At 64.6% G+C, this 13,627-nt stretch carries 13 protein-coding genes; 9 read left to right on the plus strand and 4 right to left on the minus strand.

The genetic code is table 11. The features are described from left to right. Positions 1-4: 4 nt before the first annotated feature. The 5 genes from EDF56_RS07045 (at position 5) to EDF56_RS07065 (ending at position 3,366) form a co-directional block, all read left to right on the plus strand. Positions 5-271: a metal-sensing transcriptional repressor gene (locus tag EDF56_RS07045; protein WP_132386034.1), complete on the plus strand. Its 267-nt coding sequence runs from the start codon at positions 5-7 to the stop codon at positions 269-271. Positions 272-330: 59 nt separating this feature from the next. Then, entirely contained in the window at positions 331-924 is a 594-nt protein-coding gene (locus EDF56_RS07050) for a TetR/AcrR family transcriptional regulator (RefSeq protein WP_132386035.1), read from the plus strand. 86 nt (positions 925-1,010) lie between these two features. Next, positions 1,011-2,198 carry an aromatic ring-hydroxylating dioxygenase subunit alpha gene (locus EDF56_RS07055; protein ID WP_243652444.1) on the plus strand — a complete coding sequence of 396 codons (1,188 nt, stop codon included), beginning with the start codon at positions 1,011-1,013 and terminating at the stop codon, positions 2,196-2,198. Beyond that, a complete protein-coding gene (locus tag EDF56_RS07060; RefSeq protein ID WP_132386037.1) occupies positions 2,195-2,545 on the plus strand; it encodes a hypothetical protein in 351 nt (116 codons plus the stop codon). The genes EDF56_RS07055 and EDF56_RS07060 overlap by 4 nt, the downstream gene beginning before the upstream one ends. After that, entirely contained in the window at positions 2,542-3,366 is an 825-nt protein-coding gene (locus EDF56_RS07065) for an SDR family oxidoreductase (RefSeq protein WP_132386038.1), read from the plus strand. Before EDF56_RS07060 ends, EDF56_RS07065 begins: the two co-directional genes overlap by 4 nt. Here the strand turns inward: EDF56_RS07065 and EDF56_RS07070 are convergent. Beyond that, complete coding sequence (locus EDF56_RS07070) at positions 3,333-4,229, minus strand: AraC family transcriptional regulator (RefSeq protein WP_165912121.1); 897 nt, start codon at positions 4,227-4,229, stop codon at positions 3,333-3,335. The genes EDF56_RS07065 and EDF56_RS07070 overlap by 34 nt on opposite strands. A gap of 135 nt (positions 4,230-4,364) precedes the next feature. Between EDF56_RS07070 and EDF56_RS07075 the strand changes: the two genes are divergently transcribed. The 4 genes from EDF56_RS07075 to EDF56_RS07090 all read left to right on the plus strand — a co-directional run bounded on the left by EDF56_RS07075 (position 4,365) and on the right by EDF56_RS07090 (position 8,847). Continuing rightward, positions 4,365-5,429 carry a phosphotransferase family protein gene (locus tag EDF56_RS07075; RefSeq protein ID WP_207904650.1) on the plus strand — a complete coding sequence of 355 codons (1,065 nt, stop codon included), beginning with the start codon at positions 4,365-4,367 and terminating at the stop codon, positions 5,427-5,429. A gap of 42 nt (positions 5,430-5,471) precedes the next feature. Next, a complete protein-coding gene (locus EDF56_RS07080; protein WP_132386040.1) occupies positions 5,472-6,776 on the plus strand; it encodes an acyl-CoA dehydrogenase family protein in 1,305 nt (434 codons plus the stop codon). A 3-nt stretch (positions 6,777-6,779) separates the two neighbouring features. After that, positions 6,780-7,547, plus strand: a complete 768-nt coding sequence (locus EDF56_RS07085; RefSeq protein ID WP_132386041.1) for a glucose 1-dehydrogenase — start codon at positions 6,780-6,782, stop codon at positions 7,545-7,547. Positions 7,548-7,695: 148 nt separating this feature from the next. Next, positions 7,696-8,847, plus strand: coding sequence for a sulfotransferase (locus EDF56_RS07090; RefSeq protein ID WP_132386042.1), 1,152 nt, complete (start codon positions 7,696-7,698; stop codon positions 8,845-8,847). A 61-nt stretch (positions 8,848-8,908) separates the two neighbouring features. Here the strand turns inward: EDF56_RS07090 and EDF56_RS07095 are convergent, their stop codons facing one another. The 3 genes from EDF56_RS07095 to EDF56_RS07105 all read right to left on the minus strand — a co-directional run bounded on the left by EDF56_RS07095 (position 8,909) and on the right by EDF56_RS07105 (position 13,480). Further along, a complete protein-coding gene (locus EDF56_RS07095; protein WP_132386043.1) occupies positions 8,909-11,290 on the minus strand; it encodes an arylsulfatase in 2,382 nt (793 codons plus the stop codon). A 346-nt stretch (positions 11,291-11,636) separates the two neighbouring features. After that, the gene (gene epsC, locus EDF56_RS07100) at positions 11,637-12,623 is read right to left on the minus strand and encodes a serine O-acetyltransferase EpsC (protein WP_132386044.1); all 987 of its coding nucleotides are present in this window, start codon (positions 12,621-12,623) and stop codon (positions 11,637-11,639) included. A gap of 5 nt (positions 12,624-12,628) precedes the next feature. Further along, positions 12,629-13,480, minus strand: a complete 852-nt coding sequence (locus EDF56_RS07105) for a TauD/TfdA family dioxygenase (protein WP_132386045.1) — start codon at positions 13,478-13,480, stop codon at positions 12,629-12,631. Between the last annotated feature and the right edge of the window lie 147 nt (positions 13,481-13,627).

The following is a 13,627-nucleotide window of genomic DNA, read 5'->3' on the forward strand; positions in this document are numbered from 1 at the left end:
ATCGATGAGTCATGCTACCGACAAGGCACTGGTCAATCGGCTGAAGCGGGCGAACGGCCACCTTGCCCGGATCACGTCGATGATCGAGGAAAACCGCAGCGCGCTGGAAATCGCCCAGCAGTTGCAGGCCGTGATCGCCGCGCTGAACAAGGCGCGCACCACGCTGGTGTCCCATCACATCGAACATCACCTTGAAGCGGCCGTGGGCGAGTTGAGCCCCGAAACGCGCAATGTGCTGGTCGAACTCTCGGAATTGGCACGATACCTTTGACGCAGCGGTCTTTCCCCAGTACTCTTTCCTGCTGGGGCAAGTTGGGGCATGCAAAAGGCATGACCCGATCCCCTTCGCCTCCTTCGCCCGGCCGGACCCGTCGTAACAAGAGCTACGAATCCACGCATCAGGCGCTGATCGAGGCTTCGGTGCGGTTGATTTCGGAAAAAGGCGTCGAGGCGCTGTCGATTACCGCGCTGGCCAGGGCGTTGGGGTTGAACCGGGCAACCGTCTATTACCATTTCGCCGATCGCGAGTCCTTGCTGGAGGCGGTCAGCACGTGGTCTTCCCAGCAGATCGTGCAGGGCTTCACCGCCTCGCGCCCGCAGCCCGAGCGGATCGACCTTATCGCGCGCTTCGTTCTCGAAAATCCGGATCTGGTAAAGCTCTGGATCGAGAACTTCATCGCTCCCGGAGATATCCGCGAAAACTATCCGAAATGGGATGAGTTCATCGCTGCAAACAAGGCGACCCTGTCGGACAGCGGAATCGACGTGGAAGTCTACTGCACGATGCTGCTGACCTCCGCGATCATCGGTCCCCGCGTGTTCCGCAACAGCGTCCGCCCCGATCTTGATGACGAGACCGTGATCGAGCGCTTCCGCACCGAGCACCAGCGCACACTGCGCCGGGACGGATTGCTGCGCGTGTAAAAAGTTTAAGCAACAGTGTTGAGAATCGAATCGGTTCCGCGTTAGAAACGTGGCAAACAAGAACCGAGAGGAATCGACCTGTGAATGTGGCAGCACCAGCCTATCGGCCTATTCCGGCCGATGACGTGGCATGGCTTGGAACGGATCCCGTTCCGGCCGCCCCTTATTATGACCCCGCGTGGTTCGAGCTTGAGCGCAAGGCGGTTTTCCTCAAGAGCTGGATCCACGTCGGCCACGTTTGCGAGCTGCCGGAATCCGGCAGTTTCGTGCGCCGGGAACTTGAATTTGCCAAAGCCTCGCTGCTGATCGTGCGTGGGCGCGACGGTGTGATACGGGCGTTTCACAACGTCTGCACCCATCGCGGCACCCAGCTTGTGGCCGAAGCGGCAGGGCGGCAGGCGAAGTTCAGTTGCCCCTACCACATGTGGACGTTCGGCACCGACGGTGCACTGCTGTCCGCACCCGATTTCGAGGCGTTCCATCTCGAAAAGAAAGACTGCGCGCTGCCGCAGGTTAGCCTTGCGGAATGCGGCCGCATGCTGTTCGTGAACTTCGATCCGCAGGCGCAGCCCTTGCACGAATGGCTGGGCGACTATGCGGAGCGGCTTGAGGCCATGCCCGTCGCCCGTGCCACGACTTTCAGCGAGTACACGTACGAGATCGACGCAAACTGGAAGCTGACGTACGACAATTTCCAGGAAAATTATCATTTGCGCTTCATCCACCCACGCTCGGGCGGTGCGGCGATCGGGGCGGACAACCAGTTCGGCTATCCCGCGAGTGTCGGCTTCTGCGGGCCGCATCGCACACAGCGGATCTGGTCGAACCCCGCGCCGGATCTCAAGCCGTTCCAGCGGCAAGCCTCGATGAAGGGCATTCCCGCGCTGATGCGCCGGGGGCTGCTCGATCTGCCGCACGGGCGCGATTATCTCGCGTTCTTCCCCAACATCTTCATCATCGGCACGCCGACGCAGCCGTTCTCGCACACGGTCTATCCGATTGCGGCCAACCGCTCGCGCGGGGTGGTGCGGGTCTATTGGTCGGGCGAGGACGCCGATGCCAGCGAGAGCTTTGCGCGCGAATATTCGCTCTGCCAGATCCGCGACATCCATGCCGAGGATATCGACATGATCGAACGCGGCCAGCGCGGGCTGGAAAGCGGCGCGATCAGCCATATCCATTTCCAGCACATGGAGGCGCTGTGCCGCCACCTGTTCAACAGCGTGAACGAGCGCGTCCGCGACTATGCGCGCGAAACGGGAGAGACGATATGAGCGCGCAGCTTCCTTCCGGCTTCGAAGCGCTGGAACCTTTCGTGGCAACATGGGCGCTTGCCACCACCGCCGAGCGTGCGGCGATGCGCTCCGCCTCCAGTCCCGAGCAGCGCGCGGCGTTCTTCGCGGCGGCCGCGCCGCTGCTCGATTCTGCGCTGGCCGCGCTCGACGGCCGCGCAATGGCGGACCTCGCACCGCAGGAGCGCCGGTTGATGGACCTGATGTATTCGCTGGCCCACGTCGCATTGGCGGTTGAAATCCAGGGGCCGGACGAAATCAAGAGCGCACCCTTGCGTGATCGGCTGCACATCACCCGATCCGCGACCGACAGGAGAACAGCGGCATGAAGAACCTTCAGGGCAAGACCGTCTTTATCACCGGCGGTGGTGGCGGGATCGGTGGCGGCATGGCGCAGGCCTTCGCCGAACGCGGCGCGCGCATCGTGCTGGCCGATATCGACCATGGCTTCGCGCAGGAGGAAGCTGCCAAACTCCCCAGTGATGTCGAGGTCTTCACACTGCCGCTCGACGTGCGGTCGCTGGAAGGCTGGGAGGCGGCACGCGTGGAGGCGGAGGCTCGCTTCGGCGCCGTTGACGTGCTCTGCAACAACGCGGGCATTTCCACCGGCTTCAAGCCGCTTTTCGACGTATCGCCCGAGGAATTCGAGCGGGTCATGGCGATCAACGTGACCGGCGTCTACAACGGCATCCAGACATTCGGCCCGGCCATGGCGGCGCGGGGAGAAGGGCATATCGTCAACACCTCGTCGATGAACGGGCTGAGCCCTTTCGCCAGCTTTGCGGCCTATTCGGCCAGCAAGTTCGCGGTTCTGGCGCTTTCCGACGCTCTGCGGGACGAACTTGCGCCTCAGGGCGTCGGCGTCTCCACGCTGTTCCCGGGGCTGACGCGCAGCCGCATGTCGGAAGCCGATCTTGGCAAGGTGAGCGCCGGCGATCCCGCGCGCAGGGCCGCGATCGAGGCGAACATGATGGAAGCGATCTGGCTCGGCCGCGCCGTGGTGCGGGCGGTGGAGAACGACGAACCCTATATTGTCACCCATCCCGACTATCGCGAAGGCGTGCGCGCGCGGCAGGAGCGGATTCTTGCCGCTTTCGGTGAGCCCGCGCAGCCCGATTACCGTACGGGGCTTACGGCCACCAAAGGCTGAGCCGCTTCCTGCGACCGCCAGATGCGCTGCTGGTACTGACGGGGTGTCAGGCCAGTGGCGCGGCGGAAGGCATGGGCAAGGCTGGAGGTCGACGCGAAGCCCACCGCATCGGCCACTTGTTTGATGCTCTCCTGCGTCGCGAGCAGGCGCTTTACCGTTTCCAGCCGGTGGTGATGGACATATTGCCCCACCGTGCAGCCCCGGCTGCCGAGAAAGCCCCGCGTAAGCTGGCGGACCGAGACGCTGCACAGTGCGGCCAGTTCCTCCAGCGAGGGCGGCAAGGCCTCGCGTTCCAGCCGCTCGTCGATCACGCGCAGGCGCCAGGGTGCAAGGCCGCCGTGCGCGGTTTCCTCGGCGATCTCCTCGAAATAGCGGCATAGTTCGATCGTTAGTTGCGCCGCGATGGAGCCGACCAGCAGCTTGGAATCCCGGCGCGGCGTGCGCGCTTCCTCGGCAAGGCGGCGCAGCAGCAGGCGCACGGTCTGGCTGCCGATATCGAGCGCGGCGGAAAGGCGAGGGGCCGTCCATTCCATACGCTCTCCAAAGCGGTGCTGCGCCAGCCGTCCGCGCAATTCGCAGCGGATAGAATGCTGCACTTCCGCTCCGTCCCAGCGCATCTGGAGCGGATGGCCCGGCGGCACGAAGAGGATATCGCCCAACCTCTCGAACCGGTGATGCGCGAATGCGCCCTGCGCGTTGGCGGGGCGCGGGGTGACGCACAAGTCGAGCAGCGCATGATCGCTGGCCAGCATCGACTCTCCGTCGTTCGAGAGGCTGCCATGGACGATGGTGACCTCTGCCGAGGAAAAGCTGAGGTCGGCGACCGCCCTTGATCGTCCGCGTCTTCCGCTTGCTTCGTACATGCTCTTCGTGTCCCAATACCGCGTCGCAATTTGGCTAAATATCCGCCTTGCGTCCAGATCGGGATGCACGACCCGATTGCGGAAGGGCATCGCGATCCGCAGACTGGCGAACAAGACAGAACACTGGAGGATGCCATGCCAGAGCAAATGGCCGAAGCGCTCGACGACTTCGGCGGCCAGATCGATTGGGCGCGCCTGAACGAATGGATCGCGGCGCAGGACGTGCCGGGAAGTGGCCCCGTAACGGCTGTTCGCAAGCTTACGGGCGGCCTTCAGAACAGTGTTTTCCTGATTACGCGGGGCGGCGAAGACCTGATCCTGCGCCGCCCTGGCAAGCACCTGAAGCCCAAGAGCAACGAGACCATGCTGCGCGAGGCACGCGTGCTGACCGCGCTGGAAGGCAGCACGGTGCCGCATCCGCGCGTGCTGGCGACCTGCGCCGATCCGGATGTGATCGGGGCCTGCTTCTTCCTGATGGAGCCGCTGGAAGGCTTTGCGCAGTCGGGCGAGTTGCCTGGGCAATATGCCACCGATGCCGGCTGGCGGCGGGCTATGGGCGAGGAGCTGGTCAAGGCGGCGGCGGCGCTGGGCGCGGTCGATCATGTCGCGGCGGGCCTTGCCGATCTTGGCAAGCCGGACCTGTGGCATGAACGGCAGGTCGAGCGCTGGAGATCCCAGCTTGAAGGCTATGCAGCAACGCCGGGCTACGATCCGGGCGAGTTGCCGCATGTCGATGAGGTGGGCCGCTGGCTGGGCGACAACCTGCCGACCGATCGCCGGATCGGTCTGGTCCACGGCGACATGCAGTTTCCCAATGTCATGTTCTCGCTGAAGGCACCGAAGATTTCCGGCGTGCTTGATTGGGAACTGGTTTCGCTCGGTGATCCGCTGCTCGATCTGGGCTGGATCCTGTCCAGCTGGTCGGAAACCGGCGATCCCGAGGGCAAGGCGCCGATGGTGCGGCCCTGGGACGGCTTCCTGTCGCGTCGGGAACTGGTGGAACTTTACGGCACGCTCAGCGGGCGGAACATGAGCGAGATGCCGTGGTTCTTCGCGCTTGCCTGCTACAAGCTCGCCTGCCTGCTAGAAGGTACATACGCCGCTTCCAAGGCTGGAAAGGTGCCCGCCAATGTGGGGGAATCGGTCCACGGCTATGCCACCTGGCTGATGACCAAGGCGCGCCAGATCATCGCGGGTTGAGACCCGCCAAGCACAGTCACGACATTTGAGGATGAGGATCACATGGACTTCTCGACCGATCCTGAATTTCAGGAAAAGCTCGACTGGATGAACCGCTTCGTGCGCGAGGAAGTGGAGGCGATGGACCTGCTGTTCCCGCAGGGCAGCGAGCAGTTCAACATCCGCAACCGCAAGGCCCGCGCCATGGCGAAGAAGCTTCAGGCGCAAGTGAAGGCCCAAGGGCTCTGGGCCTGCCACCTGACGCCGGAACTGGGCGGCAAGGGCTATGGGCAGGTGAAGCTGGCGCTGATGAACGAAATCCTTGGCCGCACATCGTGGGGTCCGGTGATCTTCGGCTGCGCGGCGCCCGATACCGGCAATGCCGAAATCCTGGCCATGTTCGGCACGCCCGAGCAGAAGGCGCGCTATCTGCAGCCGCTGCTCGATGGCGAAATCTTCTCGACTTACGCGATGACCGAGCCGCAGGCGGGCGCCGATCCCAAGGAATTCACCTGCCGCGCCTGGCGAGAGGGCGAGGAATGGGTGATCGAGGGTGAGAAGTGGTACGCCTCCAACTTCAAGGTGTCCTCCTTCGTGATCGCGATGGTCGTCACCAATCCCGAAAACGCGCCGCATGAGCGGATGTCGATGTTCCTGATCCCCTCGGACACGCCGGGGCTGGTCGATATCCGGGACGTGGCGGGGATGAACGATCCGGTCGATCACGGCCATCACGCCTATCTGCGGTTCGACAAGGTGCGCGTGCCGCTCGATGCCATGCTGGGCGGGCCGGGGCAGGGCTTCAAGCTGGCGCAGGCCCGGCTGGGCGGCGGGCGCATCCACCATGCCATGCGCGTGGTCGGCCAGTGCCAGCGCGCGCTGGAGATGATGCAGGAACGCGCGGTCTCCCGCCGCACGCAGGGCCGCCAGCTTGGCGATCACCAGCTGGTTAAGGCGATGATCGCGGACAGCGCGCTGGAACTGGAGATGTACCGCCTCCTGGTGCTGAAGGCCGCATGGATCATCGATACCCAGCCGCACGGCGCCGCGCGCATGCATATCGCCATGGCCAAAGTGGCGATGGCGCGCGTCTACCACGACATCGTGCGGCGGGCCGTCCACCTTCACGGCGCGCTTGGTACCACGCATGAGACGCCGCTGGCGCGCATGTGGATGGGCGTGCCGATGCTATCCGTGGCGGACGGGCCGACCGAAGTGCATCAAGTGCAGATCGCCAATGCGCTGTTGAAGCAGACCGCCCCGGCGCAAGGCCTGTTTCCCAGTGAGCACATCCCCAGCCGCACGGCCGACGCAGAGGCCCGCTATGCCGCCGAACTGGCTGAAATCGAGCGTGAACTGGCGGCTTGAGCCATGGCGATTACGATGGATCTCACCGGCCGCGTCGCCGTCGTTACCGGCGGCAGCCGGGGGTTGGGCAGGGCGATCGCGCTCGGGCTGGTAGAGGCCGGTGCGGCAGTTGCGGTGGCGAGCCGCAAGCGGGAGAGCTGTGAGGCGCTGGTCGCGGAAATAGAGGCTCTGGGCGGCCGCGCCTCGGCCCATGCTTTCGATGCGGCCTCGTGGGACGATTGTGACCGCCTCTTCGCCGAAGTGACCGAGCGCTGGGGCGGGGCGGATATTCTGGTGAACAATGCCGGAAAGTCGCCGGTGGAACCGTCCTCGCTGGAAACCTCTCAGGCCGCGTTCGATCACATCCTTGCGGTCAACCTGCGCTCGGCGTTCCGGCTTTCGGCGCTGTTCGGCGCGCAGATGGTGGCGCGCGGGGGCGGGGCGATCGTCAACGTCAGTTCCAGTGGATCGCGCAAGCCGGAGCCCTATTTCGCGCCCTATGCCGCCGCCAAGGCCGGGCTCAACACGCTGACCGAAAGCTTTGCCAAGGAATATGGCCCCACGGTGCGCGTCAATACGGTGATGCCCGGGCCGTTCCATACCGACGGCACCAAGGCATGGTCTCGCTCCGAAGGCTTTGCCGACCACGCCCGAAAGAACCAGCCACTCGGCCGGGGCGGGGAGCCTGCGGAGATCGTCGGCGCCGTGGTCTATCTGGTGAGCGATCTGGCCTCTTACGTCACCGGGGCCTGTCTCGCCGTTGACGGTGGGCATCTGATTTCGCGCGGATGAATGCCGCGGGCGCGATTGCCGGATAGCGCGGTCTTCGCTCCGGCGGCGGTTCAATCGCCCTATCGATGAATTGCCCCTGTCGGAATGCCGGAGGCGACTGTCGTGGTAATGGAGCGTCAAATTCACAGAACAAGTGGGGGAGCCCCTGATGTCACTTGCCGATACGATCATCACCGGCGCGCGCGAGCGTTCCGAAAACACCACCTGGGATGACGCGGAAATCCGCGAGCCGCTGCGGATCCTGACCGAAGCGGTGGAGACGGAGGCGGACCTGACGCCGATGGGCCTTGCCGTCTTCACGCGCAACGTCACCGAATACCTTGCCAACCGGATGCAGGTGGAAGACTGGCTGGCGCGTCATCCCGAGATTCTCGACCAGCCCGTGACAAGGCCCACGTTCGTGTTCGGCCTGCCGCGCACGGGCACGACGCTGACGATCAACCTGCTCAACGAGGACCCCGCGCGCCGCTGCTTCCTGCGTTGGGAGGCTTTCGCCTCCGTGCCGCCGCCGAAGCCCGAGGAATTCCACGCAGGCCCGCGTTATGAAGCCGCGCAGGCGCAGATCGATCACTCGCTGAAAGTCATGCCGCACATCTCGGCAATCCATCACGAGGATGGCGACAGCCCGTGCGAGTGCCAGTTCTCGATGGCGCCCAGCCTGGTTTCGCAAGTGTTTGATTCGCAGTACAACATCCCCAGCTATCACCGCTGGTTCCTGGACAAGGCGGACTATCTGCCTGCTTTCCGCTATCAGAAGCGCCTGCTGCAACTGCTCCAGTCGAACGCGCCGGGCCGCTGGACGCTGAAGAACCCGTGGCATCCGCTTTATCTCGATGCGCTGCATGAGGTCTATCCCGACGCCTGTCTGGTGATGACCCACCGCGATCCGGTGGAAGTGGTGGGCTCCGCGTGCAGTCTGGTCTGGAACGTGCGCCGCATGTTCAGCGATACCGTGGACCGTGAAGCGCTGGGCCGCGACATGGTCGAAACGTTCGAAGTGATGATCGCCCGGCAGAATGCCTTCCGCCAGCGTCATGGCCGCGATGCGATCCATGATATTCTCTACACCGAGCAGATCCGCGATCCACTGGGCACGATGCGCAAGCTCTATGCGCACTTCGGCGATGAACTGAGCGCCGAGGCCGCCGCCAACATGCAGCATTACATGGAGGCCAAGCCCAAGGACCGCTTCGGCAAGCACACGTACGACCTTGCCGATTACGGCCTGACCGCCGGAGCCATCCGCGAGCGCTTTGCGGACTATTGCGCCGATTACGACGTGGCGATGAACCCCGCCTGAGACTGATCCGGGCCTGAAAATACCCTCGCACGGCTGACAAACAGCCGCGCGAGGGTTTTCCTTACTTCAGCTCCAGCCGCGTTTCGCCGAGCTTCGCGCTGAACGGCTTGCGGGCATCGGCCTCCCGGCTCACCTGCGAGTTGCGGTCCTGCCCGATATCGAACGTCTCGCTGAACGCGGCAGGCGAGGTCGGGAAGTCGGTGATCTTCGCCTCGCCCACCGGCTTGCCGTCGATCAGCAGCCGGATCGTGCCCGCACCGGGCGCCGGGAACAGCGCGGGGCCGCCCGATCTCGGCACGGGCACATAGTCGTAGCCCACCGTCACCGGGCCTTGTGGCAGAGTAGCGGTCGAAACCACGGTATCGCGGCGCTGGCCATAGGCGTTGTTCTCGAACGCGAGATGGCCGTCCTTCACATAGAGCACGAAGCCGCCAAGCCGCCCGCCTTCGGCCACCAGCACGCCCGACGCGCTTCCGGCATCGCCCTCGATCTTTACCGTCAGGCTATGCGCCCGGTTGCCGAGGTCGGGCAGGGCATTGAGCGGCAGGCCGGAAATGTCCGGCTGGAACACGAAGCTCTTGCGCGTCGGATCGAGTAGCGCCGGGGCGCCGACAGGCAGCGGGACCAGCGGAAACACGCCGTTGCGCTGGCCCTCCTTGACGAACTCAGCCTTCAGTTCGGCCAGCTTTTCCGGGTACTTGGCGGCAAGGTCGTTGGCTTCGCTGTAGTCATGCGCAACGTCGTAGAGTTCCCAGCGGTCGTTCGCGGTATCATCGTTGAACACCTTGGGAAGGTCGTGGAGCAGGTTCCACGGCTGGTAGTTGCGCTTGGCGGCCGCGATCCAGCCATCCTTGTAGATCGCCCGGTTGCCGAAGATTTCGAAATACTGCTCGGTATGCGTTTCCGGCGCCTTGGCGTTGGTGAACGTCGCGACCAGACTGTGCCCTTCGAACGGGATCTGCCTCACCCCGTCCACTTCACTGGGGAACGAGATGTGCGCAGCGTCGAGGATGGTCGGCGCGATGTCGTTTACGTGGCCGAACTGGCCGCGTATGTGCGCCGGATCGCTGGTATGGCCCGGCCACGAGATCACCAGCGGATTGCGCGTGCCGCCGAAGTGCGAGGCGACTTGCTTCATCCACTGGAACGGCGTGGTCGTCGCCCAGGCCCAGCCGGCGGAATAGTGGTTGGACAAGTCCGGCCCGCCCAGCTTCTGGAGCTGCGCCAGTTGCGGGTCGATGCCCTTGGGAATGTCGCCATTGGCGGTGGCCTCGTTGCCGATGCTGCCGTCGAGGCCGCCCTCGGCGCTGCCGCCATTGTCGCCCACGACGTAGATCACCATCAGGTTGTCGCCACCGGGACGCGCGCGCAGCGTGTCGATCAGGCGGCCCACTTCGTAGTCGGTCTGCTCCATGAAGGCCGAAAAGACCTCCATCTGGCGCGAATAGACCTTCTTCTGATCTGCCGACAGGCTAGACCACGCGGGAATGCCTTCGGGGCGCGGCGTCAGCTTGGCGTCGGCGGGAATGATGCCCAGCTTCTTCTGGCGCGCGAAGGTTTCCTCGCGGTACTTGTCCCAGCCCTGATCGAAGCGGCCCTTGTTGCGGTCTATCCATTCCTCCGGCACGTGGTGCGGCGTGTGTACCGCGCCGGTCGCGAAATAGAGGAAATAGGGCTTCTGCGGGGCGACCGCCTCGTGATCGTCCACCCAGCCGACGGCCTTGTTCACCAGGTCGGTGGTGAAATGATAGCCCTGCTCGGGCGTGGTGGCGGCGGGAACTTGCGTGGTGTCGTTGAAGAGGTGCGGCTCCCACTGGTTGTCGTCACCGGCCATGAAGCCGTAGAAGTGATCGAAACCGAGGCCGGTGGGCCAGTGGTTGAACGGACCCGCCGCCGAAATCTCCCACTTGGGCGTGTTGTGCCACTTGCCGAAAGCGGCGGTCGAATAGCCGTTGCCTTGCAGGATGCGGGCGACCGAGGCGGTATCGGGGTTCCAGATCGAGTTGTAGGCCGGGAACCCGGCAGCGATGTCCGCAAGGTTGCCGAAGCCGACCTCGTGGTGGTTGCGCCCGGTCAGCAGGGCGGCGCGGGTGGGCGAGCAGATCGCGGTGGTGTTGAAGCTGTTATAGCGAACGCCCCGCGCCGCCAGCTTTTCCAGCGCCGGAGTACGCGGGACGCCGCCGAACGCGGACGTTGCGGCAAAGCCCGCATCGTCGAGCAGCACCAGCAGCACATTGGGCGCGCCCTTCGGAGCCTGCGGCTGCGCGGGGAAGGCAGGCGCGGAATCGGCGCGGGTCAGGCCGATCCGGCCGGTGAACGTCTGGGGCCCGCCGATCGAGGCTGCGGGGGCGGCACCGTCCTGCGCCGCGGCGGCGGAAGTCAGACCGCCGGAAGAAAGGGCGCTGGCGGCGAGCAGCAGCGCCGCGCGGGTGAAAATTCGCATGGAGTATCCTTCGGGTTTGTCGCGTGAGGTTGTGTCCGGCGCGCACGAAAAGGCGCTCCGGTTTCGGAATCGGTGATGGAGAAGGGGAGGCGCGGGAGTGCAGTGCGGCAGGCGGAATGGCTCCGGCCGGGCGCTGCTCGTCAGCTAAGGATAGACATCATGCGCATCGTTCACCTCATCCATGGAGGGAATTCACGACGCTGGCGCTGTCGCCCGGGCATCGTGCGCTTTAGCTGTTGGTGACGCGGAGCAAGCTGCATCCCGATCAAATGCCGCGGGCCGGTAACTTCGAACCAGAGCGGGAGCAGCCGGCCAGACTTCCCCCGCGAATTGCATTGCCAAGCTATCAGTTGAGCGGATCTCCCTTGAGCGCCGGGGTCTTGCCGGTGACCACGTGCTCGCGGGCCTGATAGACCATGCTGTGCGGCGGCACGCCGTGCGTCAGCCAGACATTGCCGCCGATCTCCGAGCCCTTGCCGATGGTGATGCGGCCAAGGATCGTCGCCCCGGCATAGATCACCACATCGTCCTCGACGATCGGATGGCGCGGGCTGGCCTTGGCGGCGGCGACCGAACCGTCCGGCGCGTAGGCCTTGGCGCCCAATGTCACGCCTTGGTAGATGCGCACGTTGTCACCCACCACGGCAGTCTCTCCGATCACCACCCCGGTACCATGATCGATGAAGAACCCCCGGCCGATCTGCGCGGCCGGATGGATATCGATCCCGGTGGTGCCATGCGCGATCTCGGTCAGGATGCGCGCGACCAGAGGCGCGCCCAGCCCGTGGAGCGCATGGGCGAGCCGGTAATGGATGATCGCCAGCAGGCCCGGATAGCAGATCAGCACTTCGTCCAGACTGCGCGCCGAAGGATCGCCCGCATAGGCCGCCTCCAGATCGAGATCGAGCATCCGGCGGATCGCCGGAAGCTGGCGGGAAAAGGCCAGCACGATCTCGTCCGCCTGGCGGTCCTGCGTGCTGGAATAGGCCAGTTCGAGCCGAAGCTGCGCCTGCAGACGGCTCAGCGCGATCTGCAAGGATTGGGTGACGAAAGTCTCCTCGTTATGGCGCCGCACGAAATCGGGGCCGAGCCGCAAGGGGAACAGTGCCCCGCACAGCTCGTCCGCCAGTTTGGCGACACGCACGCGGGAGGGGAAGCCCTCCACGCCGTGCTCGGCATGCTGGGTGTTCACCGAGCGCCAGTCCTGCCGGATATCGGCAAGCTCCCGGACGATATCGCCCACGTGCCAGAAATCGTCCTCCGATCCGCTACCGGCATGCGTGCCGGATGCGCCCGTATCGATGATGCCTTGTGGTTCCTCTCGCGCGCTCATGATGGCTATCCCAACGCTACGCCTTCGATGGTGATGCGGTGCATTTCGCGGCGGTGACCGTGGTAGTCGTTGTAGGCATAGTGCCAGGTGGCGCGGTTGTCCCAGAAGGCGATGGAACCGTCGCGCCAGTGGAAGTCTTCCTGAAACTCCGGCTTCTGGCAGTGCGCGTAGATCTCCTGAAGCAGATCGCGCGATTCCTCCTCGGCAAGCCCGAGGATGTGGAGCGTGAAACTCGGATTGACGTAGATCGCGCGCTTGCCGCTGAGCGGGTGGGTGATGACAACCGGATGCACGGGATCGTCCAGCACGTCCGCCGCCGAGGAATTGCCGATGCGGCCATCGCTGCGGGTGTCCTGCAAGGCTTCGTAGGCTACGGCCTTGCTGCCGAAGATATGGCGCGCGGAATGGACCGCGCGGCGGCCTTCGATCCGGGCCCGGAGCGGTTCCGGCAAGCCGTCGTAGGCGGCATACATCGAGGCGAACGCCGTCGCGCCGCCCTCTGGCGGCAATTCCCGCGCCGCCAGGATCGATCCGAGCGCGGGTTCAAGGTCGTAGGAATGATCGGTATGCCAGCCGCCGCCGATATTGTGCTGCTGGTCGGGCTCCTTCACCACCAGCGCGATTTCCGGGTAGTCCGGATGCGCGGCAAAGAAGCGGTTGATGTTGATCGCGCCCCAGCGCCGGGCGAAGGCGATGTGCTGTGGCTCGGTGATCGACTGGTCGCGGAAGAACACCACGCCGTGCTCGGCGAATGCGCTGCGGACGAGCGCGAAGTCTTCGTCGGGAATGGGACGAGCGAGGTCGATGCCGAGAACTTCTGCGCCGACGCGGCCGTGCTTGCGAATTTCAATGGTCATGCCGTGATCTGCTCCGGGCTGACGGAATACGGGGGGTAATCGAGCGCCTGCGGCCTGAACGGGATCTGGCCCCGCAGGCACGCGTCATTTCTAAAAGCCGATACGCATCGCATCACCCCTATGTGCTGGGGAACACGAAGCCTGGCG

The organism is Novosphingobium sp. PhB165 (assembly GCF_004341845.1).
GTDB lineage: Bacteria > Pseudomonadota > Alphaproteobacteria > Sphingomonadales > Sphingomonadaceae > Novosphingobium.